Below are 25,686 nucleotides of genomic sequence, written 5' to 3'. Positions count from 1 at the left end.
ACCTTGTATGAATGCAATTGGAATGTTCAACACCGATCCACTGTGGAAGCTGGCTTGCCTGCGATAGCGGTCTATCAGTTGCACAGGTATTGCCTGACACACCGCTATCGCAGGCAAGCCAGCTCCCACATTTTTGATCGCGTTATGGCAAGGGCTTTTGCAAATACGCCATGCTGCTGCCCAACGCCTGCCGGATATCCGCCAACCCGTGCACGCTTTCGGCAAACGGTTCGAACGACAGATAGCCGCTGTAGCCGGTGCTCAGCAAGGTGTCGATCTGCGCCGCATTCCCGAGGATATCGTCCTCGCCCACCAGCACGCGGTGGCCGTCGCGGATCGACTCCAGCGGCGCCTCGCGGTCTTCCACCCCGGAGATGTGCACCAGCCCGGTCAGTTCCGGGAAGAACTCATGCTCGCCGGCCAGGTGATGGTGAAAGGTGTCGTGCACCACCCGAAATACATCCAGGCCGCCGATGGCCTTGATTGCATCCACTGCCACGCGCTTGCGGCGCAGGGCGGATACGGTGAAGCCCAGGGGCTCGATAAAACCCAGAATCCCGTACTCGCGCAGGATCAACGCCAGTTCGCTCAAGGCCGTGCGCAAACCAGCCGCGCGCTGCGCGTCGTTGCGCGTATCGCCAGGCTGATTGAACGGGCACATCACCAAGCCTTCGGCCCCGCACTCACGGGCGTAGGTGGCCAGTTCGATTGCCTGGGCACGGCGTTCGTCATTCCACACATCGAAGGGGTACAGCGCGTTGATCGACAACACCTTGATGCCCTGCGCTGCGCACAATTCACGCACGCGGCTGGCGGGTGTGCCGTATTCGATTTCACGGTTCTTGAGGTCGTTGCGGATCTCAATGGCCTCGCAGTTGAGAGCCGCCGCCAACTGGATGAAATCCGGCAGGGACAGGTTGGGGGCGACCATGCGGTTGAGGGCAAAACGTAGCGGCGACTTCATTGTTTTTGTTCTCCGTCCAACACCGTTTACAGGTCCAGCAGCCAGCTGTGCTGCGGGTCGTTATGGAAATGCCAGGCACGTTTGGGGCCGGCCATCACGTTCAGGTAATAAGACTCGTAGCCATACGGCACGCTGACCGGGTGATAGCCCTTGGGCACCACCACCAGGTCACTGTTTTCCACGGCCATGGCCTGGTCGATGCTGCGATCATCGGTGTACACGCGCTGGAACACGAAGCCCTGAGGCGGGTTGACCTGGTGGTAGTAGGTCTCTTCCAGAAAGCTCTGGTGCGGCAGGTCGTCGGTGTCGTGCTTGTGCGGCGGGTAGCTGGAGGAATGCCCCGACGGCGTGCGTACTTCCACCACCAGCAGCGAATGGGCCGGCTCGCTGTCGGGCAGGATGTCGCAGACGTAGCGAGTGTTGGCGCCTTTGCCGCGCACACTGCGCTTGCACTGCTCGGGGCGGATCAAGCGCGGGGCAAAACCCGTAGCACCCGGCGCTGCGCAGACGGCAATCTGCACATCGCTCAGGGCCGTGACTCGGGCGTCAGTGCCCGGCGGCAAATAGGCTGCGAACGGTGACTTGTCTTCGAACACCGACTGGCGATCCCCCAGGTTCTGCCAATTGAAGCCTTCGCCTTCAATATTCACCCGACCGCTGAGCAGCACCAGGCACAGTTCCTGATCGCCCGCACTGACCGGCAGGGTTTCGCCCAGGCTCAGGCGGTACGCGGCAAAGCCCACGTATTCCAGGCGCCCGGCTTCCAACGCCACCATGGTTTGCCCGCGTTTGCTGCTTTTGACCAACAAGCTCATCACTCAAGTCCTCTGGTTGAGAAGCGCACGCAGGGTGTCGTAACCCTTCTTCGCGTAGATATAGCTGGGCGCCACGGCCGGGTCCTGCTCGGCTTCCACCACCAGCCAGCCCTTGTAGTTCGCCGCGAGCAACACATCCAGCAACGGTGCGAAGTCGATATCACCATCGCCGGGCACGGTAAAAGTGCCGTTGACGATGCAGTCCGGGAAGCTCCACATCTGGTTACGCGCCAGTTGCACCACGGGTTTGCGTACATCCTTGAAATGCACATGGCAGACGCGCTCGATATGCTTGCGCAGCACCTCGATGGGTTCGCCGCCGCCCATGTAGCAGTGGCCCGAATCGAACAGCAAGCCGACTTCCGGGCCCGTGCGTTTCATCAACTGGTCGATGTCCTCGGGGGATTCGACGTACGCGCCCATATGGTGGTGATAGGCCAGGCGCACGCCCTGGGACAAGGTGAAGCGCGCCAGCTCGGTAAGCTTGTCGGCGTAAGCCTGCCAGGCCTGTTCACTGTGAAAACGCGGGCGCTCGATCAGGCGGATACGCGAGCCCTGGATCGAGTCGGCCACTTCGCCGTATACCAGTACCGAGGCGCCGTTGTGTTTGAGCAGTTCGACATGGGCGGCAATCGCCTCGATTTCTTCAGCCACCGAACGACGGGCCAGACGGCTGGAGTACCAACCGGACACCAGCGCCAGCTCATAAGGACGCAGCACGTCAGCGACGCCATTGGCATCCTTGGGGAATTTGCCGTTGAGTTCAAAACCTTCGTAGCCGATGTCCTTGCCTTCGCTCAGGGCCGTGCTCAGCGGGGTCTCACCGCCGAGGGCCGGGAGGTCGTCGTTGCTCCAGGAGATCGGGTTGATGCCAATTCGGATTGCGGGCATGGCTGCACCTTTTGTTTTTATCTTCAGAATTCACTGGGATCTGCTTTGTGTGGGAGCTGGCTTGCCTGCGATAGCAGTGTGTCAGGCAGTACATTTGCAACTGATAGATTGCTATCGCAGGCAAGCCAGCTCCCACATTTGATCGTATTTACCGTCGGGCGCTGAGCCAGGCATTGATGAGCTGTTCGAAGGTCGCCTGCACCTGCTGGATCAGCGTTTCATCATCAATCTCCCCCGCCATCCACGCCCGGCTCGGCTCGTGGAAGATCGTGCGGCCCACGGCAAAGCCACGGCAGGTGCTGCTCTGGCTGGCTTGCTTGAAGCCATCGGCGAGAAACTCGGGGGAAGCATTCAGGCCCAGCAACACCACGCCACGGCAGTAGGGGTCGCGCTCCTGGATCAGTTCGTCGAGCTTTTTCCACTCTGCGGCCGATTGGGTTTCGATCTTCCACCAGGCCGGGTAAATGCCAAGGTTGTACAGGCGCTTGAGGCTGCGGTAGAGCACATCCGGGTAAGTCGAAGGGTGATCCTTGGGCGGGATGACTTCCAGCAGCAGTTCGTGGCCACTGACCAGCGACGCCTCGTACACCGCCTTGAGTTGCGCTTCCTGTTCCAGGCGCAGCATCGGCTCGTCATCGGGGTGAAATTGCACCAGGCACTTGATGATCTGTTCCTGGGGCCAGGCAATCAGGTTGCTGCCGATCGAACGCCCGTGCTCGAACGCGAGGGGCCGCGAGTTCTGCACTTCCACAGGGCGAGCGATCCACCAGCCGCGACCGCTGGCGGCGTTGAGTGCATCCTGGCCAAAGCGTTGGTCGGCGAGCAGGCCCACATCCGCCTCGACGCCCTGCTCGGTGAGTTTTCGCTCGACGCGTTCGATGGCCTGGATAAACAACTGCTTGATGTCGCTGATACGCTCAGGGGCCTGGCCGCCTTTTTGCGCCAGCTCCACCAATTGCCAGCGGTGGTCGAAGGCAAAGACGAACAGTTGCTTCCAGGCTTTGCGCGGCACCGTGACACGGTGCAGGCGTTGCAGGGTCACGTCCTGGTCCGGCCGGGTGATGGGCACGGGGCTGTTGAACAGGTAATCGAGTTCGGCGGGGGTCGGCATCGCTGGCGCACAGGCGTGGCGCGATACCACCAGGCCGCCACAGGCATTGGCCAACTGGCTGCAACGCTCATCGCTGGCGTCATTGATCCAGCCGCTGAGGAAGCCCGACATAAACGCATCACCGGCACCCAACACGTTGAGCACTTCAACCCGCACGCCAGGATAGATGGCCCCGTCTTCCAGGCGCGCCGGAATTGCGCCGTGAATCACCGTGCAGCCCTGGGGGCCGAGCTTGACCACCAGGGTGGCCGGGGTCAGTTCACGCACGGTGCGCAGGGCGGTGAGCAGGTCTTCACTGCCGCCGGCAATCAGGAACTCCTCCTCGGTGCCGACGATCAGGTCGAAACGCGGCAGGATCTTCTGCACATGCTGGCTCACATTCTGGTCGGCGACGAAACGGGTTTCGCCATCAGCCTTGCCCGCCAGGCCCCACAACACGGGGCGATAATCGATGTCCAGCACGCGCTTGACGTTGTGCCTGGCCGCATAATCCAGGGCCTGGAGGCTGGCCTTGTACACGCCGTCGGTGGAGAAATGCGTACCGGTGATCAACAGCGCTTTGCTGGAGGCAATAAAGGCTTCGCTGATGTCTTCGGCGCGCAGGGCCATGTCGGCGCAGTTTTCGCGGTAGAACACCAGAGGGAAGGTTTCGCGGTCCTTGAGGCCCAGCAGCACCAGGGCGGTGAGGCGCTCCGGGTCGACCTTGATGCCGCTGACATCACAGCCTTCACGGGCCAGGGATTCCACCAGGAAACGGCCCATATGGTCATCACCCACCCGGCTCAACATCGCCGACTTGAGCCCAAGCCTGGCCGTGCCGAAAGCGATATTGGCGGAAGAACCGCCCAGATACTTGGCGAAGCTGGACACATCCTCAAGCCGCGCACCGACTTGCTGCGCATAGAGATCGACGCCCAGGCGCCCGAGGCAAATCAGATCCAATTGACGCCCACTGGCAAAACGAGTCTGGCCCATGCTGGCTCCTGTTATTTTTATCAGCCTGCGTTGTGCCGCCGTGGCGACGGCAAACGCTCTTGGTGGGAGCAGACTAGAACGTCCGCTGGCAGCAATCAATATTTATTCCATAATTATTTTTAGTGGAATATTTTTTCCAATACCTCAGGATAGCGGCACGCCAGCGCCCATGCATCGTTTCAGCAGGCCACGCGGGCCGCGATGCCGGGGTATTTTTTTGTGCCTACCCTGTAGACTTGCGCCACCTATCAGCGCATCAGACGAACACGCCAGAAGGATTGCCCATGTCCCGCACCGATCCCGAGACTACCCTGGAAGAAACTATCGCCAGCCCTCCGATCAATGCCGAACGCCTGTTGCAGCTGATCACCGACGAATACGAGAGCCTGCCGCGCCAACTCAAGCGTATCGCCAGCTACATGAGTCAGCAGAGTGACCGGATCATGGTCGACCGGATCAGCGACATCGCCCGGGAATGCGAAGTGCACCCTTCGGCCATCGTGCGGTTTTCCCAGCGCTTCGGTTTCAGCGGGTTCAGTGAGATGCAGGCGCTGTTTCGCGAGGCGTATACGCACAAGACCACGCCGGTGCAAAACTACCAGCAGCGCATTCGCAGCATGATCGCCAACAAGTCCCAGAAGGCCAGCGGCGGCGACCTGGCGCGCGAGTGCGTCAACGCCACCCTGTCGGGCATCGAACGCTTGGGGCTGGAGTTGGACGACGCTGCCTTCGAGAAAGCCGTGGACCTGGTAGTCAATGCCGACAACATCTACGTGGTCGGCGTGCGCCGCTCCTTTGCGGTGGCCGACTACCTGGTCTACAACCTGCAGCACACCAACAAGCGCATCCACCTGATCTCGGGGCTAGGCGGCAGTTATCGCGAGCAGATGCGCAGCGTGCGCGCCAATGACCTGGTGATAGCCATCAGCTTCACGCCCTACGGCAAAGAGACCCAGCACTGCCTGCGCATCGCGCAGCATCACCAGGCCAAGACCCTGATCATCACCGACAGCAACCTGTCGCCCCTGGCCAAGCGGGCGAATGCGGTGTTGTTGGTCAATGAAGGTTCCTCGTTTGCTTTCCGCTCGCTGAGCGCCACGCTGTGCCTGTGCCAGGCGCTGTTTATTGCGGTGGCGTATCGGTTGGAACTCAAGGTGGATGAGATTCACGAACAGGTTGGGTTCGACGACTGACGGGGGTTGCCCTGCCCCTTCCCTGTAGGAGCGAGCTTGCTCGCGAAAAACGCAAGAACGCCGCGGCCATTTTGAATGAACGCGGCGCCAGCAGTTCTTCGCGAGCAAGCTCGCTCCTCCAATTAGTGCATGAAAATCGCGATCAGGATGATCACCGGAATCGGCACGCCGAGGAACCACAGCAGTAATGAGCGCATCATGTTCTCCTTGAATTAACGAACGTAGTTTTCAGTTTCGACATACACCACGGCATCCCGGCGGCGACCGCCGAAGGTGGCGGCGAAGCTGGCGAAGAACGCACCGATGAGCAGGGCCACGAAGGTCCACAGCGAGGTGTAGGCCGCTACTTTCGCAGCGGTGTCAGCGGCTTGTTTGGCTTTGAGCTTGGCGTCTTCAACGGCCTTGCGCGCGTCGCCATAGACCTTGTCGATACGGGCTTCGGCATCGGCCTGGCTAAGGTTGGTGCGCTGGCTGATCAGTTGGGCCAGGTAGGCGCGATCTTCCGCTGCCAGTTGGCCGTCGTTGCTCAACGTACGCGTCAGGATACGACCGACCACGGCGTGGGCTGCATCATCGCTGACCGCCGCTGGGCGATCATCGCGGAACAGGCTGTCGACGTAGTAACCAAAGTCACCACTGTCGGCACCCTTTGCCGCGCTGCCCGCAGCTTGGGTGAGGCCGCTGGCGGCGCCCGATGCCACGCTGGCGCCAGCTTTCACGCCGCCGCTGACCACACTGCTGACCGAGCCAACCACCAGCATCGCCGTGATCAATGTGGCCACTGCCCACGCCAGGAAGCCATGGGCGGTGTCGCGAAAGTACACCTCGTCCCCGTGCATATTGGCCCACTTCACCCGCAAACGACCGGCGATATAACCGCCCAGGCCCGACGCAACGATCTGGGTGAACGCCAGCCAGACAATGGTGGAAATGCCAAGGCCCTTGGCGCTGATACCGCTGTCAGCCCAAGGCGACACCGCCGAAAAGCCCAGGCCGAAGCCCAGCAATACCAGGATCAATGACAGTGCAGCCGCCGCAGCGGCACCGGCGAAAATCGCCCCCCAGGAAACCCCTGAGAGCGTGCTTGACTCTTGCAGCGTGGATGAGGATGTGATCATTGTTGTTTTGCTCCAGGCACGAAAAATGATGTTACAAGTCTCAAAACGGACAGTGCAGGCAGCGTGCCAGCGGCGATTAAAATTAAATTCCTTTAATTTCAATGATTTATTTAAATTGAACTTAGCCAGATCATGCAGGTTGCAATAAACGGCGATATTAGGCGGGCGTAATGCACTCCCCTGTGGGAGCTGGCTTGCCTGCGATAGCGGCATGACCGCCAACGAATATGCCAGCAGGTAAGCCGCCATCGCAGGCAAGCCAGCTCCCACAGGGCGATGTCGGTTTGAAGAAGATGAAGTTTTATTTAGGAAACATTCAGCAACTTCTTGGCAAAATGTCGCCACTTCTAGTGTGAACGCTCACCAGGTAATCCTATGACCCGCATTTTGACCATCGAGGATGACGCCGTAACGGCCCGCGAGATTGTCGCCGAGCTGAGTAGCCATGGACTGGACGTAGATTGGGTGGACAACGGCCGCGAGGGCCTGGTCCGTGCCGTGAGTGGGGATTACGACCTGATCACCCTCGACCGCATGCTGCCCGAGCTGGATGGCCTGGCCATCGTCACCACGTTGCGCACCATTGGGGTGTCTACGCCGATCCTGATGATCAGCGCCCTCTCCGATGTCGACGAGCGCGTGCGCGGCCTGCGTGCCGGCGGTGATGACTACCTGACCAAGCCGTTCGCCTCGGATGAAATGGCCGCCCGTGTCGAGGTGCTGCTGCGGCGTAAAAGCACCGTTCAGGAATTCGAAACCGCTCTGCGCGTGGCCGACCTGGAACTGAACCTGATCAGCCGCGAAGCCAGCCGGGCCGACCAGCCTCTGACGCTGCTGCCCACTGAATACAAACTGCTTGAATTCCTGATGCGCAACACCGGGCAGATCCTGTCGCGGATGATGATTTTCGAGGAAGTCTGGGGTTATCACTTCGACCCCGGCACCAACCTGATCGACGTGCACATCGGCCGTCTGCGCAAGAAAATCGACCCACCGGGCCTCACGCCGCTGATCCGCACGGTACGAGGCTCGGGCTATGTCATTGCTGAACCCCTCTAAAGGCTGGCGCTCTTCCAGCAGCCGCTTGCTGGCGCTGTACAGTTCGTTGTTCGTGGCGTGGAGTTGCATCCTCATGGGGGTGCTGTACTACGAGGTCTCAGGCTACCTCAGCGACTTGTCGCGCCATTCCCTGTTGCAGCGCCAGCATCTTTTCCAGCGTTTCGACGGCGAAGAACTGGTGGAAGCGCTGACCACCAGCATGACCTTCGACATGAAGGGCGTGGACGCCTATGGCCTGTTCGATGAGCAATTTCGCCCCTTGAGCGGGCCGATCCGTGCCGTACCACCCGACTTGCCGCTGGATGGCAAGATCTACGCCCTGACCAATTGCGTGCAATCCGATGACCCCAAACTGCCCAAGGACAGCTGCGACGCCGTGGCCACCCACACCGAAGACGGCCGCTGGCTGGTGTTGGTACGCGCCAACGGCTCGTTGTTCGGGGTAACGCGGATTATCTGGCACGCCCTGCTGTGGGCGCTGTCCTTGACCATCATTCCTGGCGCTGCCGGCTGGCACCTGCTGCGCCGCCGCCCGTTGCGGCGCATTCGCGGGATCCAGGCCAGCGCCGAGGCCATCGTCGCCGGCGACCTGACGCACCGGTTGCCGCTGTCCAACCGGCGCGACGAGCTGGACATGCTCGCCGCCATCGTCAATGCCATGCTCGACCGCATCGAAAAACTGATGAACGAGGTCAAGGGCGTGTGCGACAACATCGCCCACGACCTGCGCACCCCGCTCACCCGCTTGCGCGCCCAGCTTTACCGCATCAAGCAACAAGCCGAGGAAGACTCGGCCCACGCGGTAAAGCTCGATGACGCCATCGCCGAAACCGACACGCTGATGGCGCGTTTTCGCGGGCTGCTGCGCATCTCGGAACTGGAAGACCACCAGCGTCGCTCAGGCTTCCTGGTGCTGGACCCGCTGCCGCTGCTACGCGAACTGCATGATTTCTACCTGCCCCTGGCCGAAGAAGGCGAACTGGAGTTGGTGCTGCAGGCGCCTGACTCACTGCCGTGGATTACTGGTGACCGTGCGCTGTTGTTTGAAGCCCTGGCCAACCTGCTGAGTAACTCGATCAAGTTCACCCCGCCCAATGGCAAGGTGATCCTGCGAGCAGTCAACGACCTTGGGAGTACGCGCATCGAAGTGCTCGACTCCGGGCCAGGCATTCCGGCTGCCGAGCGCGCGTCGGTGTTCCAGCGTTTCTATCGGGTCGATGAGAGTGATCAGCAAGGCGGCTTTGGGCTGGGCCTGTCGATTGTGGCGGCGATCATCAACTTGCATGGCTTCAAGCTGGAGGTCGGCACCAGTGAGTTGGGCGGCGCCCGCCTGGTGCTGGAATGCCGCCAGCAACTGATGCCGGAATAGAACGTAGGAGCGAGCTTGCTCGCGAAAAACGCCAACGATAACGCGTGCTTCCTGAATGAACGCGGTGTCTGTGAGTTTTTCGCGAGCAAGCTCGCTCCTACATTCATATCAAGCCATCTGACGCTATAACACGCTGCCCATGGCCTTGATCAACACCGGGTCACGCGCATAAATATCCGGCGCGTACACCAACTCGCCCTGGCGATCCACTTCTACCGTCCAATACCCCAACAGCACCGGTACCGGCGTAGCCAGCCTGAATTCATGGGTTTCGCCGGTCGCCAGCAGCTCATCGGTGCGGGTGCGTTCGGCGGGCGTTACGAGCAGATCGCGCAATAACAACGGTTGCTCGACCCGCACGCATCCCGAACTGAACGCCCGTGGGCCCTTGGTGAACAAGGGCTGGCTGGGGGTGTCATGCAGGTACACCGAATACGGATTGGGAAAGCGCATCACAATCTTGCCCAGCGGATTACGCGGGCCGGCCTGCTGGCGCAGCAGGATATTGCCGGGGCGTGCCCAGTCGACTTGGTCGGGGGTCAATGGGTGACCTTCGGCGTCGAGCACTTGCAGGTTTTGCTGGCGCAGGTATTCAGGGTTGAGGCGGATGGCGGGCAGTTTGTCCTCGCGCATGATGGTCGGCGGGATGGTCCAGGTGGGGTTGAGGGTCAGCCGGGTGATGCGCGACTTGAGCAATGGCGTCTGGCGTTCGGCCCGGCCCACTTGCAGGCGGGTTTGCCACACCGGGATGCCGCTCTGATACACGCTCAGCTGCGCGGCGGCCACATTGACCACGACACCTTCAGGCTCCAGGTCCTGGGCCAGCCAGCGGAAGCGCTCCAGGTTGATGCGCAGCTGTTCACGACGCACCGCCGGGCTGATATTGAGTTCGGCCACGGTGCCGGCGCCGACCACGCCGTCGGCCTGCAACGAGTGGCTGAGCTGGAACGCTTTCACCGCTTTGACCAGTTCGCCCTGGTATTGCTTGCCGTTGCCACTGGGCAACTGGGCCAGGTAGCCACCGCTGTGCAGGCGCCGCGCCAGTTCCGGCACGCGGGGGTCGTTCATCCCCGGGCGCAACAACGCGCCCTCGGCGACCGGGTCCCAATGGGGCAGCGGTTGCTGGCGCACGCCGGCGTAGGCATTGCGCAGGCTGCGATACAAATCAGCGCTGGGCCGCGCCTGATCGAAGGCTTGGGCCATGTCTTGCAGGCCGGTGGCGGCGAACGCCAGTACCTCGGCATTAGGATCGCCACTGGGCGGCTGTGAATGCCATAGAGGCTCAAAGCGCGATTGCTGCAGGCGCCCGTAATGCAAATCCTGCAGGGCTTGCAGGTACTGCTGGCTGTTGGCGATATCGCTGCACAGCACGTTGGCCGTGGCATCCGCCGCGGGCAAGCTATAGTGGGTGGGGTCCAGGCCATCGTCGGCCAGCATCAGCAACTGGCTGTGCAAGGCTTGCCGGCGTTCGTCAGCCGACCATAGCGGGGCATCGCCCTGCTGCTGGTAAAAGGCTTGCAGGCGCACCAACGCGGCAGCATCGATACGCGGCGCAAGGTGCGGGCAGACACTGGTCAACTGCGCCAACGCCTGTTGCAGTGGCGCCAGCGCGACCGGTGCAGGGGTGGTGACGGGCAATGGCTCCACCGGCAGCGTTTCGGCTGTAGCGACCAATGGTGCAACGAGCAGGCAAATGCTCAAGTAACATGCGTGTTTTTTGAACAATTGACTTAGCTCCACTCCACAGCGGGGACTCGACTGTAGATGCTGACTTTTATACGCCTGCTCAGGCTAACCAGCCTGGGCTTGATCACTGGGTGCCTGGCTTTATTGAGCAATGTTGCGCTCGCCGCCAATGGCACCTCTCCTTCCCTGTATAGCAGCCTGGCGCGCTCGGCTCCAGAACTCAATCCCACCGTGCTGAAAAGCGCCCTGAGCGCCGTACAGTGCGCGGTCAATAACGGCGAGGAACGTTCCGATCGCCTAGCGGTTATTGACTACTCCCAGCCCTCGACCGCCCGTCGCCTGTGGATCTTCGACCTGCGCAAAAAGACCCTGGTATTGCGCGACCTGGTGGCCCACGGCGCCAAGTCCGGGGAAAACTTCGCTACCCAGTTCTCCAACCTCGAGGGCAGCCACCAGTCGAGCCTGGGGTTGTTCCGCACCCAGGAAAGCTACCTGGGCGCCCATGGCTACTCGCTGCGCATGGACGGTCTGGAACCCGGCTTCAATGACCAGGCACGCGACCGCGCCATCGTGATTCATGCCGCCGACTACGTCAGCCCTTTGTGGAGCAAGCGCGAAGGCCGCATCGGCCGCAGCCAGGGTTGCCCGGCCGTGCGCCCGCAAGTTGCCCGTCAAGTGGTGGACAAGCTCAAGGACGGGCAGTTCATGTTTTCGTGGTACCCCGACCAGCGCTGGCTGAAGTCGTCGACCTACCTCAATTGCAAACCCCAACAGGTGGCGAGTAGTCGTACAATCCGTGGCGGATAGCCTGTCCCCATAGATAAAAGAGAGCGTCGCATGCTTCTACACACCTCCACCTGGATCGAAATCGGGCAGTTCCTGGAACGCAGCCGCACGGTGGTGATTCCCATCGGTTCCAACGAGCAACATGGCCCCACCGGCCTGTTGGGCACTGACTGGATGTGCCCGGAAATCATCGCCCACCACGCCCAGAAGCACGCCGATATCCTGGTCGGCCCGACCTTCAATATCGGTATGGCCCAACACCACCTGGGCTTTCCCGGCACCATCTCCCTGCGCCCTTCCACCTTTATCGCCGCAATTGGCGACTGGGTGCGCTCGTTGGCCGGGCATGGTTTCGAAAAGATCCTGTTCCTGAACGGCCACGGCGGCAACATCGCCACGATTGAAGCGGCGTTCTCCGAGCTGTACGCCGAAGCCAGCTTCGCCCGCCGCCCGGCCGGGTTCGCGCTGAAGCTGGTGAACTGGTGGGACCTGGAAGGCGTCACTGACCTGGCCCAGCGTCAATTCCCGGTCGGGCATGGCAGCCACGCCACGCCGTCGGAAATTGCCGTGACGCAGTGGGCGTATCCGGACGCGATCAAGTCTGCCGACTACTCACCACGAATCGCCAACACCGGCCCGATCCGCGAGGCCCTGGACTTCCGGGCGCGCTTCCCTGACGGCCGCATGGGCTCGGACCCGGCGTTGGCTACTGTGGAGAAAGGCGGTGAGTTGGTGGCGTTGGCGGCGCAGGGATTGGTCAAGACTGTCGACAGCTTCAGCAACGAAGCCAAACCCTGATCCAAATGGGGCCAATACCCTGTAGGAGCGAGCTTGCTCGCGAAAAAATCATAGGCGCCGCGTTTATTCAGGGAGCGCGCGTTACCGTTGACGTCTTTCGCGAGCAAGCTCGCTCCTACAGGGTGTCAAAGGTTGCCCCCGCCCACCTTTGGATTTGCGTTGTGCCTGGGTTTATCTGCAATCCTGTGCGGCCTGCTCCAGCCGCGATGGCTTGATCGCCGAAGCCAGCGGCTTGCGCTCGTACAGGAAGACCTTGGTGCCGTCCTGGGACTTGTAGGCCTCCAGCACATCATCGGCGGCAATCTTGCTGGTCAACAGCACCTTGGCGTGGCGCGAGTTCTGGGTGACGGTCGAGGTGATGCCGTGCTTTTCCAGCTTGGGCAACACGCATTGCACATAGCCGTCGGGGGTCTTGTTGGTTTGCAGGGTCAGTGATGGGGCATTGGGCGCCGTGATACAGCCGGTCAACAATAACGAAGCACAAGCCAGGGCCGGGGCGAAGAAAGAGCGCATAAACATTCCTGAAAATAACCAAATAGGGTTCACAACCATTCGCGGGTCAACCTGCGCGAACCAGGGCCTTGAGCGACGCATCGAACTGCTTCAGGGCATCTTGCTGTACATCGCGTTGTTGCTCGATCAGTGCAGCAATCTCCGGCGCCGCCTTGTCGTGCACCCACACTGACGGCACGTGCTTGTCCACCGAGCCTTCGGCCTTGGCGATAAACTGCAGGTTCGCGTCGTAGAAGCGTGCGACAAAGCGTGCTTCGACCCGGTCATTACGCTGGGTCAGCAATTGGTTATGGGTATCGAGCACCACCACCACATCCGGGTGCGCCTGCACCAGGGCATCCAGGCTGCTATAAACCGTCACCGAGAAAAAAGTGCCCTGCAACGAGTGCATCAACCAGTCGATCGCCAGTTCCGGGTCGGAGCTGTTGACGAACGCCTCGCGAATCCGCCCATCCAAGGCATCCTTGGCGCCGTTCAGCGCCATGGCGTGGTAGCGTTCAAGGTAGCTGAGGTTGTCGCGGGTGTTTTCGCTGAACAACACCCCCACCGACTGGGCACGCTGCAGAGAGTCTACGCTACCCACCAGTGGCAGCAAATGGCCTGTACGCACGTCATCGGCCATCGCCGGGGTGGTCATGACCGCGGTGCCCAGCATCAGGGCCATCAAAGCCAACTGGATAATCGTCCTCATCGCGCATTTTCCTTGAGCTGCGTCTCGATGTGCAGATTCTGCGCGTTTGGCGAAAAAACAGAACTTGTGATCCTTGATGGTGACTATCATTTGAACCGATAGTGTCAGGCCGCCCATAAAATCTATAAGGACCCGCCATGAAGCCCTACCAGAAAATCTTCGATCGTATTCGCGAGGCAGTCCTGCCAGAGTTTCGCGAGCGAGTCGCCGACTACCTGGTCGAGTACGAAACCGTGCTGCTGGACTCACACGCCGACGCCGCAAAAGGCAGCGCCAGCGCCGAGCAACTGCGCGGCTACTTGCGTGGTTTGAACACCATGCGCGTGTTGGGCATGGCCGATTGGGAAGACCTCGACCGGCGCGTTGCCCAGCAGGCAGAGCTAGAGCGCGGGCCGTCGCAGCTCGACCCACTCGCGCACTGACGGCCGCTGCCACTGGCGTTGCGCGTAGGCCACCAGTTGCGCTGGCATGGCGTCACCGTTGAGGATCAGACGATTGAGCATCACCGCCAGGTCCACATCGGCAATCGACCACTGGCCGCACAGGTACTCGCGGTTATCCGCCAGCAAGGCTTGCGCCGCGGTGATCAACTTGGTCGCGGCGGCTTGAGCCTCTGCTGACAACGGCGGCCTCTTCTGCCCGCAGAACACCACCAGCGTCGAGCGCTCCTGGCGAATCGGCAGCAGGTCGCTGCGCAACCACGCTTGAACCTGTCGCGCCCTCGCCCGCTGCTGCACATCCGCCGGGTACACGCGGGTCTCAGGGTAGGCCTGGTCCAGGTACTCGGTGATGGCCGAAGACTCCGACAGCGCAAAATCACCGTCTACCAGGGTCGGCACTCGCTGGGTCAGGGAGCGTTGGACGTAATCTGCCGCCTGGTTCTGCCCGGCATCGAGGTCCAGGGTGAGGGTCTCGAACGCCAGGCCTTTTTCGCGCAAGGCGACAAACACCGACATGGCATAGGGGCTGGTGAACAGCGAATCAACGTAGAGGTGCAGCGTGCCTTGGCTCATGGACAATCTCCTGGTGTGAGGCATCACGCTACGAGATCAGGGCCGATAAAGACAATGCAGGGTTTTTATGGGGGCATTCCTGGCAGGAATAGCGCGGCTAGTGGCAATATTATGGCTCACGCTGATTTTCAAGGAAGGAACAGCACATGAAACAAGCAGTTGTGGTTATCCACGGCATCGGCGAACAGCGCCCAATGGACACCTTGCGCGGCTTTGTCGAAGCGATGATCCCCACGGACACCCCCGATGGCACACCTCTGTACTGGAGCAAGCCGGATCGGCTGTCGCGCAACTTCGACCTGCGCGTACTGAAGGCCTCGGGCCGTACCTCGACGGATTTCTATGAATACTACTGGGCCCACAAGATGCAGGGCACCAAGTTCGGCCATCTGCTGGGCTGGCTGTGGGATATCTTCAAGCGCCCGCGTCGCGACATTCCCGAGGCCATCGTGCCGATCTGGCGCAGCACGCGCTGGACGGTGCTGGTGTTATTGCTGCTGGTTGCCAGCGGTACATTGGCCACGGCCTGGGGCCAATTGCCCCTTAGCGACAACCCCTTCGCGCTGATCCCCCTGCTGCTCGCGGCCATGGGACTGGCGCTGCGCTATTCGGCGCTGGCCTACCTGGGAGACGCCGCACGCTACCTCAGCCCCAACCCGCAAAACGTGATGGTGCGCGAGCAGATCCGTGCTGATGGTGTCGACCTGCTGCGCGCTCTGCACAATCAGGGTGACTACGAGCGCATCATCGTCGTGGGCCACAGTTTGGGCAGCGTGATTGCCTATGACATCGTCGGCTACCTCTGGCATGAGTACCACGACAAACTGACCCAACTGACCCCCAGCAACCGTGAGCTGGCAGCCCGTTATGCCAACCGCGAACCGCTGCAACCGGTGGTCAAGGAGGCCCTGCCCGCAGCCGGCGCCTTGCTGGACGGCAGCCTAAGCAGCCTGTTGAATTTTCGTCAGCAACAGACCGAAGCTTTTGCCGAACAGCGCGGCCTGGGCAACCCCTGGCGCATCACCGACCTAGTCACGGTCGGCAGCCCGATGGCCCACGCCAGCCTGTTGCTGGGCCGCAGCGTCAGTGACTTCAAACAGCGCATGGGACGCCGCGAAGCCCCGGCCTGCCCGCCTACCGAAGACACCCAAGGCTACGGCTACAACGCCCGCCACCCGCTGATGCTCGGCCAAAAGCCCTTCACCCCGCACTACCTGCACCACGCCGCAGCCTTTGCCGTCACGCGCTGGACCAACCTGTACTTCCCTGCCCCCTTCGGCCTGTTCGGCGACATCGTCAGCGGCCCGGTCAAGCCCGTGATGGGCGGCGGCGTGCTGGACTTGCCGGTGACCGTGGGCAACGGCAAAGGCTGGCTGGCCAAGTCCTGGCTCAGCCATACTCACTATTGGAGCGAACGCGGCGGTGCCCAGGGTTACCTCGACGCACTGGGCAAGGATGAACAGGCGATCACCCAAGGCCCGCGTCCTTCAGCCACTGAAGCGTTGCGGTGGGCGATAGACCTCAAGGGCGTGCGGCGGTTTCGCCGTGTCGCCACCCAGCAGAGCCTGGCGCCTGAACACGCCTAACCGGCGAAGCCACCGGCCTTGAGGAAGGCGAGTTCTTCATCGGTGCTCGCCCTGCCCAACACCCCATTACGATGGGGAAACCGCCCGAACCGCTCGATGATGTCGGCATGCTCCTTGGCCCAGTGGTAGGTGCTGGCATCCAACTGCTGGTTCAGCGCCAGGGAGCGTTGCTGGTCCTGCGGGTCTTCCGAATGTTCAAAAGGCAAATAGCAGAACGCGCGCAACTGAGGTTCAACCTGTTGATCCAATCCCGCGTCCACCATCTTTCGCGCATAAAACCGCGCCAGCGGGTCGGTGGCGAACATATGCGCCGTGCCGCGAAAGGCGTTGCGCGGGTACTGATCCAGCAGGATCAATAACGCCAGCGCGCCATCCGCCGTGGTCAACCAACCTTCGAGTTCACGCCGTGCAGCCTGCATATGAGCCGCGTTGAATCTATCGCGAAAGTCCCTATCGAACCCCTCGTCCTTGGCGAACCAACGCTTGGGCCCCGCCTGTTTCCAGAACGCGATTACAGCTTCGGCCGAGTGTGGGGTCATGCTTGTCATCAGCGCCTCGCTTAATGTTATAGAATAACGTCAATATTTTGCCTGCGTGTGATCCTTAACTTATGACTGACGCTATGACTTTACGCAAACGCCTGCTGTCCATCGACGCCCTGCGCGGCCTGGTGATCCTGTTCATGTTGCTGGACCACGTGCGTGAAACCTTCCTGCTGCACCGCCAGGTCAGCGACCCCATGAGCATAGACAGCACCGAGCCTGCGTTGTTTTTCAGCCGCACCCTGGCTCACTTGTGTGCGCCGGTGTTTGTGCTGCTCACCGGTTTGTCGGCTTGGCTGTACGGTCAGAAATATCAAGGTCGTCGCGACGTGTCGGCATTCTTGTTCAAGCGCGGGCTGTTCCTGGTGGTGCTGGAATTCACCCTGGTCAACTTCGCGTGGACCTTCCAACTGCCGCCCAGCGTGATCTACATGCAAGTGATCTGGGCCATCGGCATCAGCATGATCGCCCTCGCCGCGTTGGTCTGGCTACCGCGTGCCTGGCTGATCGGCTTGGCGCTGGTGATTATCGCCGGGCACAACCTGCTCGATGGGCTGCACTTCGCAGCGGGTTCGATGTTGCATGTGCCGTGGGCCATCCTGCATGAACGCACCTGGATTGAAGTCTCTGAAAACCTGCGCCTGCGCACCACCTACCCGGTGCTGCCATGGATCGGTGTGATTGCCCTGGGTTACGGCCTCGGGCCATGGTTTGCCAATGCCACGCTGCCGGCTGTGCGTCAGCGTTATTTACTGGTCGCAGGGGTGGGCGCGTTGGTGGGCTTTGGGTTGTTGCGAGCGCTCAACGGCTATGGCGAGCAGCCTTGGCAGGCGTATGACAGCAGCGTGCTGACGCTGATGAGCTTTTTCAATATCACCAAGTACCCGCCTTCGCTGTTGTTCCTGGCGTTGACCCTGGGGATTGGCTTGCTGTTGCTGCTGGCGTTTGAACGCGCCGGGCATAAGCGCTGGATCGGCGTGCTGGCGGTGTTCGGCGCGGCGCCGATGTTCTTTTATCTGTTGCACCTCTATGTATTGAAAATCCTCTATGTGGCCTGCGTTGCGCTGTTTGGCCTCAACCATGGCACTTACTTTGGCTTCGACGATATCGGTGCGATGTGGTTAGCAGCGCTGCTGTTGCCGATTGCCCTGTACTTGCCCGTGCGTTGGTTCGCCGGCCTGAAAGCACGGCGGCGGGACCTGGCGTGGCTCAAATACCTCTGACCTGATGCAGGGGGCGAATATTGCCCCCTCCCCTTGTAGGAGCGAGCTTGCTCGCGAAAAACTCACAGGCGCCACGTTCATTCAGAAGCTACGCGTAATCGTTGGCGTTTTTCGCGAGCAAGCTCGCTCCTACAGTTTGACTCAGCACGCAGTTGCCGAGCGGCGGTGACCATATGAATGAGCGCCGCCTCGGTCTCCGGCCAGCCCCGCGTCTTCAAGCCGCAATCGGGGTTCACCCATAAGCGCTCTGCCGGAATCCGCTTGGCGGCCTTGCGCAGCAAGTTGGCCATTTCCGAGACATCCGGCACCCGTGGCGAGTGGATGTCGTAGACCCCCGGGCCGATCTCATTCGGGTAGGCGAAGGCTTCGAACGCGTCGAGCAGCTCCATGTCCGAGCGTGAGGTCTCGATGGTGATCACGTCGGCATCCATGGCGGCGATAGACTCGATCACATCGTTGAACTCGCTGTAGCACATGTGGGTGTGGATCTGGGTTTCATCGCCCACGCCACTCGCGCACAAACGAAACACTTCAGTCGCCCAGTCCAGGTAGTGCTGCCACTGCGCCTGGCGCAACGGCAAGCCCTCACGAAAAGCCGCTTCGTCGATCTGCACGATCTTGATGCCGGCCGCTTCCAGGTCCACCACTTCGTCACGAATCGCCAGGGCCAGTTGCCGGGCCTGCACTTCGCGGCTCAGGTCTTCCCGTGGGAACGACCACATCAACATGGTCACCGGGCCTGTGAGCATGCCCTTCATCACCTTGTCGGTGAGGCCTTGGGCATAGCGAATCCACTCCACGGTCATGGCGTTCGGGCGGCTCAGGTCACCGACAATCACTGCGGGTTTCACACAGCGCGAACCATAGCTCTGCACCCAGCCGAACCGGGTGAACGCGTAGCCATCCAGTTGTTCGGCGAAGTACTCGACCATGTCGTTACGCTCGGCTTCACCGTGCACCAACACGTCCAGGCCGAGATTTTCCTGCACCTCGACAGCGTGCTTGATCTCACTGTGCATGGCTTCGACGTATTCGGCGTGGCTCAACTTGCCCGCCCTGTACGACTGACGCGCCAGGCGGATCGATGCGGTCTGTGGGAACGAGCCGATGGTGGTGGTCGGGAACAGCGGCAAGTTAAGGCCGGCCCGTTGCTTTTCGATGCGCTGGGCAAACGGCGACTGGCGCTGGCTGTCCCGTGCAGTGATGGCCGCTACACGAGCTTGAACGGCAGGCTTGTGAATGCGTGGCGATGCAGCACGAGCTGCCTGCACCGCGCGGCTCGCAGCCAGGGCGGTGAGTACGCCAGGGGCTTCGGGCTGATCAACGGCCTTGGCCAGTAGCGCCACTTCCGCGCACTTCTGCACGGCGAAGGCCAGCCAGCTTTTCAGTTCGGCATCCAACTGGTCTTCCCGTTCCAGGTCCACCGGGCTGTGCAGCAGCGAGCAGGACGGCGCGACCCACAGGCGATCGCCCAACTTCTCATGGGCATGCTGCAAGGTGGCCAGGGCTTTTTCCAGGTCGCAACGCCACACGTTTCGGCCGTTGACCACGCCCAGGGACAGCACCTTGTACGCTGGCAGGCGGTCGAGAATGGTCGGGTACTGGTCCGGCGCACGCACCAGGTCGATATGCAGGCCATCCACCGGCAGGTTGGCAGCCAGGCCAAGGTTTTCTTCCAGGCCGCCGAAGTAAGTGGCGACCAATTTTTTCAGCGGGTCGCGCTGGATCAGGTTATAGGCTCGCTCGAAAGCGTTCTTCCAATCCTGAGGCAGATCGAGCGCCAGGATTGGCTCGTCGATCTGCACCCACTCAACGCCCAATTCGGTCAGGCGCTGGAATATCTGGCCATACAGCGGCAGCAGTCGCTCGAGCAGGTCGAGCTTGTCGAAGTCAGCGCCCTTGGCCTTGCCCAGCCACAAATAGGTCAGCGGGCCGATCACCACGGGCTTGACGCTGTGCCCCAGGTCGAGGGCTTCCTGGACCTCTTCGAAGAGTTGATCCCACGCCAGGTGGAATTGCTGATCGACGCTGAACTCCGGCACCAGGTAGTGATAGTTGGTGTCGAACCACTTGGTCATCTCCTGGGCATGGGCACCGCCGCAGCAGCTGTCACTGACGCCACGGGCCATGGCGAACAAGGTATGCAACGTGGCCTGGCCATCCGCCGGGCGGAACCGCTCAGGGACCACACCGAACATCAACGAATGGGTCAACACCTGGTCGTACCAGGCGAAATCACCGACCGGCAACAGTTCGATACCGGCTTGCTGTTGCAGCGCCCAGTGGGTGCTGCGCAAATCACGGCCAACGGCGCGCAGGCCGGCTTCGTCGAGCTCACCCTTCCAGAACGCTTCCTGCGCTTTTTTCAGTTCACGATCGCGTCCAATGCGTGGAAACCCTAGGGAATGAGCGACTGCCATGACTTACAACTCCGATGGTGTGATTGATGGCGGTCATTGTCGGCAGAGGGGCGTCTTGAGACAAACTCATTCTGTTCTAGATCATCACAAGATTTACTCATGTTCAGGCAAGCATGATATTCGCGGCGCTATTGTTGATGTGTGGGGTGCCAGGGGCGCCGTCATCGCGGCCTCGCTGAGGCTCGAGCGCTCCCACAGGAGGCGGCATGATTCTTATGAACGGTCATACTTACGCCCTATGCTTAACGTGGCGCGCAAAATCCGCCGGCTAACCTTTCGATCTGTTCCAAGTGCGGGCACAATGCGTGTCCTTTTTTGGCAGGCACCGCCGCAGGCTCTCAAAAATGATCAAAACGCCGTACTACCTCATCGATAAACAGAAGCTTCTGGTCAACATGCAGAAGATTGCCTACGTGCGTGAACAGTCCGGCGCCAAGGCTCTGCTGGCGCTCAAGTGTTTTGCCACCTGGTCGGTATTCGACTTGATGCAGCAATACATGGACGGCACCACCTCGTCGTCGCTGTATGAGCTCAAGCTCGGTCGCCAGAAGTTCGAAGGTGAAGCGCACGCCTACAGCGTGGCCTGGGCCGACGATGAAATCGAAGAGATGCTGGAGAACTGCGACAAGATCATCTTCAACTCCATCAGCCAGCTGCAGCGTTTTGCCGAACGCAGCGAAGGCAAGACCCGCGGCCTGCGTGTGAACCCGCAGGTGAGCAGCTCTGACTACCTGCTGGCCGACCCGGCGCGCCCGTTCAGCCGCCTGGGCGAGTGGGACCCGGTGAAGATCGATGGCGTGATCGATCAGATCTCCGGCTTCATGTTCCACAACAACTGCGAGAACGGCGACTTCAGCCTGTTCGACAAGATGCTCGGCACCATCGAAGAACGCTTCGGTGCGCTGCTGCACAAGGTCAAGTGGGTCAGCCTCGGCGGCGGCATCCATTTCACCGGTGAAGGCTATGCACTGGATGCGTTCTGCGCACGGCTCAAAGCGTTCTCCGAGAAGTACGGCGTACAGGTCTACCTGGAACCCGGCGAAGCGGCGATCACCAACAGCGCGTCCCTGGAAGTCACCGTGCTCGACACCCTCTACAACGGCAAGAATCTCGCCGTGGTCGACAGCTCCATCGAAGCCCACCTGCTGGACCTGCTGATCTACCGCCTCAACGCCAAGCTGGCGCCGAGCGAGGGTGAACACACCTACATGGTGTGCGGCAAATCCTGCCTGGCCGGGGACATCTTCGGCGAGTATCAATTTGATCGTCCGCTGGCCATCGGCGATCGGCTGTCGTTCATCGACACCGCAGGCTACACCATGGTCAAGAAAAACTGGTTCAACGGCCTGAAAATGCCGTCCATCGTAGTGAAACAACTCGACGGTACAGTCGAGGTGGTTCGTGAATTTGGTTACGACGACTACCTGTCCAGCCTGTCCTGAGCTGGCGGATAAAGGAGAGATAAAGCAATTGAAAAAGAACGTTCTTATCATTGGTGCAGGAGGTGTCGCCAAGGTGGTGGCCCACAAGTGCGCGCAGCACAACGACGAACTCGGTCGTATTGCTATCGCGTCGCGCAACATCTCCAAATGCCAGGCCATCATCGACAGCGTCAAGGCCAAGGGTAGCCTCAAGGTTCCCGCCGATATCCAAGCCTTCGCGCTGAACGCCCTGGACGTGGAAGCGACCAAGGCCCTGATCCGCGAGACTGATTCGCAGATCGTCATCAACGTCGGCTCCGCCTTCCTCAACATGTCGGTACTGCGTGCCTGCATCGACACGGGCGTGGCTTACCTCGACACCGCCATCCACGAAGAGCCGGGCAAGGTCTGCGAGACCCCGCCGTGGTACGGCAACTACGAGTGGAACCACCTGCAAGAGTGCAAACAGAAGAACATCACCGCCATCCTTGGCGTGGGCTTCGACCCAGGTGTCGTCAACGCGTATGCCGCGCTGGCGCAGCAACAGCATTTCGACCGCATTGATTCGATCGACATTCTCGACGTCAATGCCGGCTCCCATGGCAAATACTTCGCCACCAATTTCGATCCGGAAATCAACTTCCGCGAATTCACCGGGCAGGTGTGGAGCTGGCAGAACAGCCAGTGGACCAGCAACACCATGTTCGAAGTCAAACGCACCGACGACCTGCCGGTAGTCGGTTCGCAGAACCTCTACCTCACCGGCCACGATGAAGTGCACTCGCTGTCGAAAAACCTCGACGTGCCCAACGTGCGTTTCTGGATGAGCTTTGGCGAACACTACATCAACGTGTTCACCGTGCTGAAAAACCTCGGCCTGCTCTCCGAACAGCCGGTCAAGACCGCCGAAGGCCTGGAAGTGGTGCCGCTGAAAGTGGTCAAGGCCGTGCTGCCCGACCCGTCTTCGCTCGCCCCGGGCTATACCGGCAAGACCTGCATCGGCGACCTGGTCAAAGGTACCAAGGATGGCCAACCGCGTGAGATGTTCATCTACAACGTGGCTGATCACGAAGAGGCCTATGCCGAGACCGACAGCCAGGGCATCTCCTACACCGCAGGCGTACCACCAGTAGCCGCTGCGCTGCTGGTGGCGCGTGGCGAGTGGGATGTGAAGCACATGGCCAACGTCGAGGAACTACCGGCTGAGCCGTTCCTCAAGGCGCTGGATGTGATGGGCTTGCCGACTCGGATCAAAGACGAGAACGGTGATCGGGCCTGGGATGCGACGGCCTGATAGGCCATAGCTGACCGAGCAAAAGAATGCGCCCCAAGGGGCGCATTTTTTGTTTGAGCTCACCTACAGTTCGAAGAACAATGAGGCTCAAAATGTGGGAGCGGGCTTGCCTGCGATGGCGGCCTGTCAGTCAATGATTCTTCAACTGAACCACCGCTATCGCAGGCAAGCCAGCTCCCACACTGGTTGTGGGTTGCCACAGAATCGGCACCAGGCATAGATCCCTGTGGGAGCTGGCTTGCCCGCGATGGCGACCTGTCAGTCAATGATTCTTCAACTGAACCACCGCTATCGCAGGCAAGTCAGCTCCCACAAGAATAAAGATCACAGTCTCAAAACACCGACCACCCAATCCGCTCACTCAACAATTCCAACGCCTTCATCCCCGCCAGTGAATTACCCGCTGCGTTCAGCTCCGGCGACCACACGCACACCGTGAACTGCCCCGGCACCACCGCGACGATCCCGCCGCCGACCCCGCTCTTGCCAGGCAGGCCCACGCGGTAGGCAAAATTGCCCGCCTCGTCATACAGCCCGCTGGTGGCCATGATCGAGTTCACTTGCTTGGTCTGGCGCGCCGTCAGCACCTGCTCGCCACTGTGGGCACTCACGCCTTCATTGGCCAGGAAGCTGAACGCTCGGGCCAGGTCCAGGCAGCTCATCTGCAACGCGCAATAGTTGAAGTAGCTGTGCAGCACCGCGTCCACATCGTTATGAAAGTTGCCGAACGACTTCATCAGGTAAGCCATGGCCGCATTGCGCGCACCATGCTGGGCTTCAGATTCGGCCACGACGCTGTTGACCAGGATCTGCGGGTTGCCCGACAGGCGCCGTACAAAGTCGCGCATCGACAGAATCGGCACGGCGAAGCGTGACTGGTTGATGTCGCAGATCACCAGCGCGCCAGCGTTGATAAAGGGGTTGCGCGGGCGGCCACGCTCGAATTCCAGCTGCACCATGGAGTTGAACGGCTGCCCCGAGGGCTCGTGGCCCAAGCGCTCCCAGATGGATTCGCCGCCATGGTCGATGGCCTGCACCAGGCTGAAGACCTTGGAAATGCTTTGCACCGAAAACAGCGTGTCTGCATCTCCAGCGCAGTAGGCCGTGCCGTCGTTGCCGTATACCGCGATGCCGAGTTGGTTGGCGGGCACGTCGGCCAGCGCGGGAATGTAATCGGCGACTTTGCCGAGGCCGATCAAGGGGCGCACTTCGTCGAGGATCGACTCCAGCAGCGCCTGCATAGCTTGTCCTGTCATCTTTGTTCGAATCAGTGGTAAACGAGGCGCGGAGGATACGTCAATGGGCGCGCAACACCCACACAATCTCTACCACCCGCTCGGCAATCACCACGTAGATCAGGATCAACAACAGTTGCAACGCCAAGTGATAACGCAACTTGGCCAGGCGGCGGATGCCGTCGCTGACGTTCAACAGCATCAGCACCGTGGACAGCACAATCAAGCCCCAGCCCGCGACGCTGGAGGCGAAGATACCGATCAGCAACTCGCGCGGTCCCACCAGCGCGTTGGTCCCCGCCGCAAACAACAACGCGCAGACCAACAGGTTTTTAACATTGTCGAAAATCTGCGTGCTCAGGTCGTTTTCCAGCAACGCCAGGTACCGCGTCCATAAAGTGCGCATGCTTGAGTACCGAGTGGGAAGGCTCGTCAATCAAGGTAGTTCAATTGTGGACGCTGTCGAGCTTTGGCCAGGCTCAGAAATACGCCACATCCGACACTTCTGCATCCAGCACATCCTGGGCCAACGCCCAGGCGCGATCCTTGGACTCCACCACCAGCAGCGGGTAACCCCAGGCCTTGCCGAACGTCACGGCAAAGGGCTTGAGGGCCAGGCGCTTGGCAGCGCTGGGCTCCACCTGGATCATGCCTTTGACGTAAGCGCGCAAGGCAGCCTTGTTTTTCTTCATCCAGATAGAAGCGCGCTTGCGCTCTTCGTGGGCGTGTTCGTGATTGTTCTCATCCACGGCCTTTTCGTGCAGCAGCAAGAAGGGCTGCTCACGCGCCAGCAGACGTTCGAATGTCAGGAAGGCGTCTTCCGGCGCTCCCTCGCTAGGCGCGTCGAAAAAGATTTTCACCACCGGGAAAGTTGAACTGTCGAGTCGCATGGCAAAGCTCCTTTGATGAGATTGGTTCTCATCATAGGGCGCATGACGCTGGACAGCATTGCATAGAATAGCCAGAATATTTCGCAATCCAGC

The 25,686-nt window shown here is 60.7% G+C and carries 24 protein-coding genes; 10 read left to right on the top strand and 14 right to left on the bottom strand.

The features are described 5' to 3' along the window. Positions 1 to 142: 142 nt before the first annotated feature. The 4 genes from HU730_RS02715 to iolC all read right to left on the bottom strand — a co-directional run bounded on the left by HU730_RS02715 (position 143) and on the right by iolC (position 4,756). Complete coding sequence (locus HU730_RS02715) at positions 143 to 964, bottom strand: TIM barrel protein (RefSeq protein WP_034125696.1); 822 nt, start codon at positions 962 to 964, stop codon at positions 143 to 145. A gap of 26 nt (positions 965 to 990) precedes the next feature. Continuing rightward, entirely contained in the window at positions 991 to 1,779 is a 789-nt protein-coding gene (gene iolB, locus HU730_RS02710; RefSeq protein WP_019817190.1) for a 5-deoxy-glucuronate isomerase, read from the bottom strand. Between the two features lie 3 nt (positions 1,780 to 1,782). Beyond that, entirely contained in the window at positions 1,783 to 2,670 is an 888-nt protein-coding gene (gene iolE / locus HU730_RS02705; RefSeq protein WP_060763666.1) for a myo-inosose-2 dehydratase, read from the bottom strand. A gap of 148 nt (positions 2,671 to 2,818) precedes the next feature. Then, complete coding sequence (gene iolC / locus HU730_RS02700; protein ID WP_060763668.1) at positions 2,819 to 4,756, bottom strand: 5-dehydro-2-deoxygluconokinase; 1,938 nt, start codon at positions 4,754 to 4,756, stop codon at positions 2,819 to 2,821. A gap of 284 nt (positions 4,757 to 5,040) precedes the next feature. Here iolC and HU730_RS02695 point away from each other — a divergent pair, with 284 nt between their 5' ends. After that, positions 5,041 to 5,949: a MurR/RpiR family transcriptional regulator gene (locus tag HU730_RS02695; RefSeq protein ID WP_034125700.1), complete on the top strand. Its 909-nt coding sequence runs from the start codon at positions 5,041 to 5,043 to the stop codon at positions 5,947 to 5,949. A gap of 212 nt (positions 5,950 to 6,161) precedes the next feature. Here the strand turns inward: HU730_RS02695 and HU730_RS02690 are convergent, their stop codons facing one another. Next, the gene (locus HU730_RS02690) at positions 6,162 to 7,067 is read right to left on the bottom strand and encodes a hypothetical protein (RefSeq protein WP_034125701.1); all 906 of its coding nucleotides are present in this window, start codon (positions 7,065 to 7,067) and stop codon (positions 6,162 to 6,164) included. A 375-nt stretch (positions 7,068 to 7,442) separates the two neighbouring features. Here HU730_RS02690 and HU730_RS02685 point away from each other — a divergent pair, with 375 nt between their 5' ends. Continuing rightward, the gene (locus HU730_RS02685; protein ID WP_003191687.1) at positions 7,443 to 8,126 is read left to right on the top strand and encodes a response regulator transcription factor; all 684 of its coding nucleotides are present in this window, start codon (positions 7,443 to 7,445) and stop codon (positions 8,124 to 8,126) included. Next, the gene (locus tag HU730_RS02680; RefSeq protein ID WP_034125702.1) at positions 8,104 to 9,495 is read left to right on the top strand and encodes a HAMP domain-containing sensor histidine kinase; all 1,392 of its coding nucleotides are present in this window, start codon (positions 8,104 to 8,106) and stop codon (positions 9,493 to 9,495) included. The genes HU730_RS02685 and HU730_RS02680 overlap by 23 nt, the downstream gene beginning before the upstream one ends. Positions 9,496 to 9,618: 123 nt before the next feature. On the opposite strand, the gene HU730_RS02675 is transcribed toward HU730_RS02680, so the two are convergent. Then, the gene (locus tag HU730_RS02675) at positions 9,619 to 11,220 is read right to left on the bottom strand and encodes a L,D-transpeptidase family protein (protein ID WP_054897776.1); all 1,602 of its coding nucleotides are present in this window, start codon (positions 11,218 to 11,220) and stop codon (positions 9,619 to 9,621) included. A gap of 39 nt (positions 11,221 to 11,259) precedes the next feature. On the opposite strand from HU730_RS02675, the gene HU730_RS02670 reads away from it, so the two are divergent. Continuing rightward, positions 11,260 to 11,988 carry a murein L,D-transpeptidase catalytic domain family protein gene (locus HU730_RS02670; protein ID WP_019817186.1) on the top strand — a complete coding sequence of 243 codons (729 nt, stop codon included), beginning with the start codon at positions 11,260 to 11,262 and terminating at the stop codon, positions 11,986 to 11,988. 30 nt (positions 11,989 to 12,018) lie between these two features. Continuing rightward, positions 12,019 to 12,765 carry a creatininase family protein gene (locus tag HU730_RS02665; protein WP_020301789.1) on the top strand — a complete coding sequence of 249 codons (747 nt, stop codon included), beginning with the start codon at positions 12,019 to 12,021 and terminating at the stop codon, positions 12,763 to 12,765. Between the two features lie 171 nt (positions 12,766 to 12,936). Here the strand turns inward: HU730_RS02665 and HU730_RS02660 are convergent, their stop codons facing one another. Further along, on the bottom strand, positions 12,937 to 13,278 hold the full coding sequence (locus HU730_RS02660; protein ID WP_034125705.1) for a hypothetical protein: 342 nt from the start codon (positions 13,276 to 13,278) through the stop codon (positions 12,937 to 12,939). 46 nt (positions 13,279 to 13,324) lie between these two features. Further along, positions 13,325 to 13,969 (bottom strand): hypothetical protein, encoded by a 645-nt coding sequence (locus HU730_RS02655; RefSeq protein WP_054897774.1) that lies wholly within the window; start codon positions 13,967 to 13,969, stop codon positions 13,325 to 13,327. 137 nt (positions 13,970 to 14,106) lie between these two features. Between HU730_RS02655 and HU730_RS02650 the strand changes: the two genes are divergently transcribed. After that, positions 14,107 to 14,391 carry a hypothetical protein gene (locus HU730_RS02650; RefSeq protein ID WP_034125707.1) on the top strand — a complete coding sequence of 95 codons (285 nt, stop codon included), beginning with the start codon at positions 14,107 to 14,109 and terminating at the stop codon, positions 14,389 to 14,391. Here HU730_RS02650 and yfcF read toward each other — a convergent pair. Beyond that, complete coding sequence (gene yfcF, locus HU730_RS02645; RefSeq protein WP_186526836.1) at positions 14,350 to 14,982, bottom strand: glutathione transferase; 633 nt, start codon at positions 14,980 to 14,982, stop codon at positions 14,350 to 14,352. The two genes, HU730_RS02650 and yfcF, sit on opposite strands and share 42 nt — an antisense overlap. Positions 14,983 to 15,128: 146 nt before the next feature. Between yfcF and HU730_RS02640 the strand changes: the two genes are divergently transcribed. Next, positions 15,129 to 16,568: a hypothetical protein gene (locus HU730_RS02640; protein ID WP_186526837.1), complete on the top strand. Its 1,440-nt coding sequence runs from the start codon at positions 15,129 to 15,131 to the stop codon at positions 16,566 to 16,568. Here the strand turns inward: HU730_RS02640 and HU730_RS02635 are convergent. Continuing rightward, positions 16,565 to 17,107, bottom strand: a complete 543-nt coding sequence (locus tag HU730_RS02635; protein ID WP_054897772.1) for a DUF924 family protein — start codon at positions 17,105 to 17,107, stop codon at positions 16,565 to 16,567. The two genes, HU730_RS02640 and HU730_RS02635, sit on opposite strands and share 4 nt — an antisense overlap. 71 nt (positions 17,108 to 17,178) lie before the next feature. Here HU730_RS02635 and HU730_RS02630 point away from each other — a divergent pair, with 71 nt between their 5' ends. After that, positions 17,179 to 18,333: a DUF1624 domain-containing protein gene (locus tag HU730_RS02630; RefSeq protein ID WP_186526838.1), complete on the top strand. Its 1,155-nt coding sequence runs from the start codon at positions 17,179 to 17,181 to the stop codon at positions 18,331 to 18,333. A 77-nt stretch (positions 18,334 to 18,410) separates the two neighbouring features. On the opposite strand, the gene metE is transcribed toward HU730_RS02630, so the two are convergent. After that, the gene (gene metE, locus HU730_RS02625; RefSeq protein ID WP_052199933.1) at positions 18,411 to 20,753 is read right to left on the bottom strand and encodes a 5-methyltetrahydropteroyltriglutamate--homocysteine S-methyltransferase; all 2,343 of its coding nucleotides are present in this window, start codon (positions 20,751 to 20,753) and stop codon (positions 18,411 to 18,413) included. A gap of 344 nt (positions 20,754 to 21,097) precedes the next feature. Here metE and HU730_RS02620 point away from each other — a divergent pair, with 344 nt between their 5' ends. Further along, positions 21,098 to 22,195 (top strand): carboxynorspermidine decarboxylase, encoded by a 1,098-nt coding sequence (locus tag HU730_RS02620; RefSeq protein WP_032896982.1) that lies wholly within the window; start codon positions 21,098 to 21,100, stop codon positions 22,193 to 22,195. A 28-nt stretch (positions 22,196 to 22,223) separates the two neighbouring features. Continuing rightward, on the top strand, positions 22,224 to 23,468 hold the full coding sequence (locus HU730_RS02615; protein WP_032901677.1) for a saccharopine dehydrogenase family protein: 1,245 nt from the start codon (positions 22,224 to 22,226) through the stop codon (positions 23,466 to 23,468). A 332-nt stretch (positions 23,469 to 23,800) separates the two neighbouring features. Here the strand turns inward: HU730_RS02615 and glsB are convergent, their stop codons facing one another. The 3 genes from glsB to HU730_RS02600 form a co-directional block, all read right to left on the bottom strand. Continuing rightward, complete coding sequence (gene glsB, locus HU730_RS02610) at positions 23,801 to 24,709, bottom strand: glutaminase B (RefSeq protein WP_014718789.1); 909 nt, start codon at positions 24,707 to 24,709, stop codon at positions 23,801 to 23,803. A 55-nt stretch (positions 24,710 to 24,764) separates the two neighbouring features. Beyond that, on the bottom strand, positions 24,765 to 25,109 hold the full coding sequence (locus HU730_RS02605) for a hypothetical protein (RefSeq protein ID WP_014718790.1): 345 nt from the start codon (positions 25,107 to 25,109) through the stop codon (positions 24,765 to 24,767). A 73-nt stretch (positions 25,110 to 25,182) separates the two neighbouring features. Then, positions 25,183 to 25,593, bottom strand: coding sequence for a hypothetical protein (locus tag HU730_RS02600; RefSeq protein ID WP_034125714.1), 411 nt, complete (start codon positions 25,591 to 25,593; stop codon positions 25,183 to 25,185). Positions 25,594 to 25,686 lie beyond the last annotated feature (93 nt).

The sequence above is a fragment of the Pseudomonas sp. SWRI22 genome, from assembly GCF_014268395.2.
Lineage (GTDB): Bacteria > Pseudomonadota > Gammaproteobacteria > Pseudomonadales > Pseudomonadaceae > Aquipseudomonas > Aquipseudomonas paracarnis.
The sequence above is the reverse complement of the archived record's forward strand: the minus strand, read 5'-3'. Positions and strand labels throughout refer to the sequence as shown.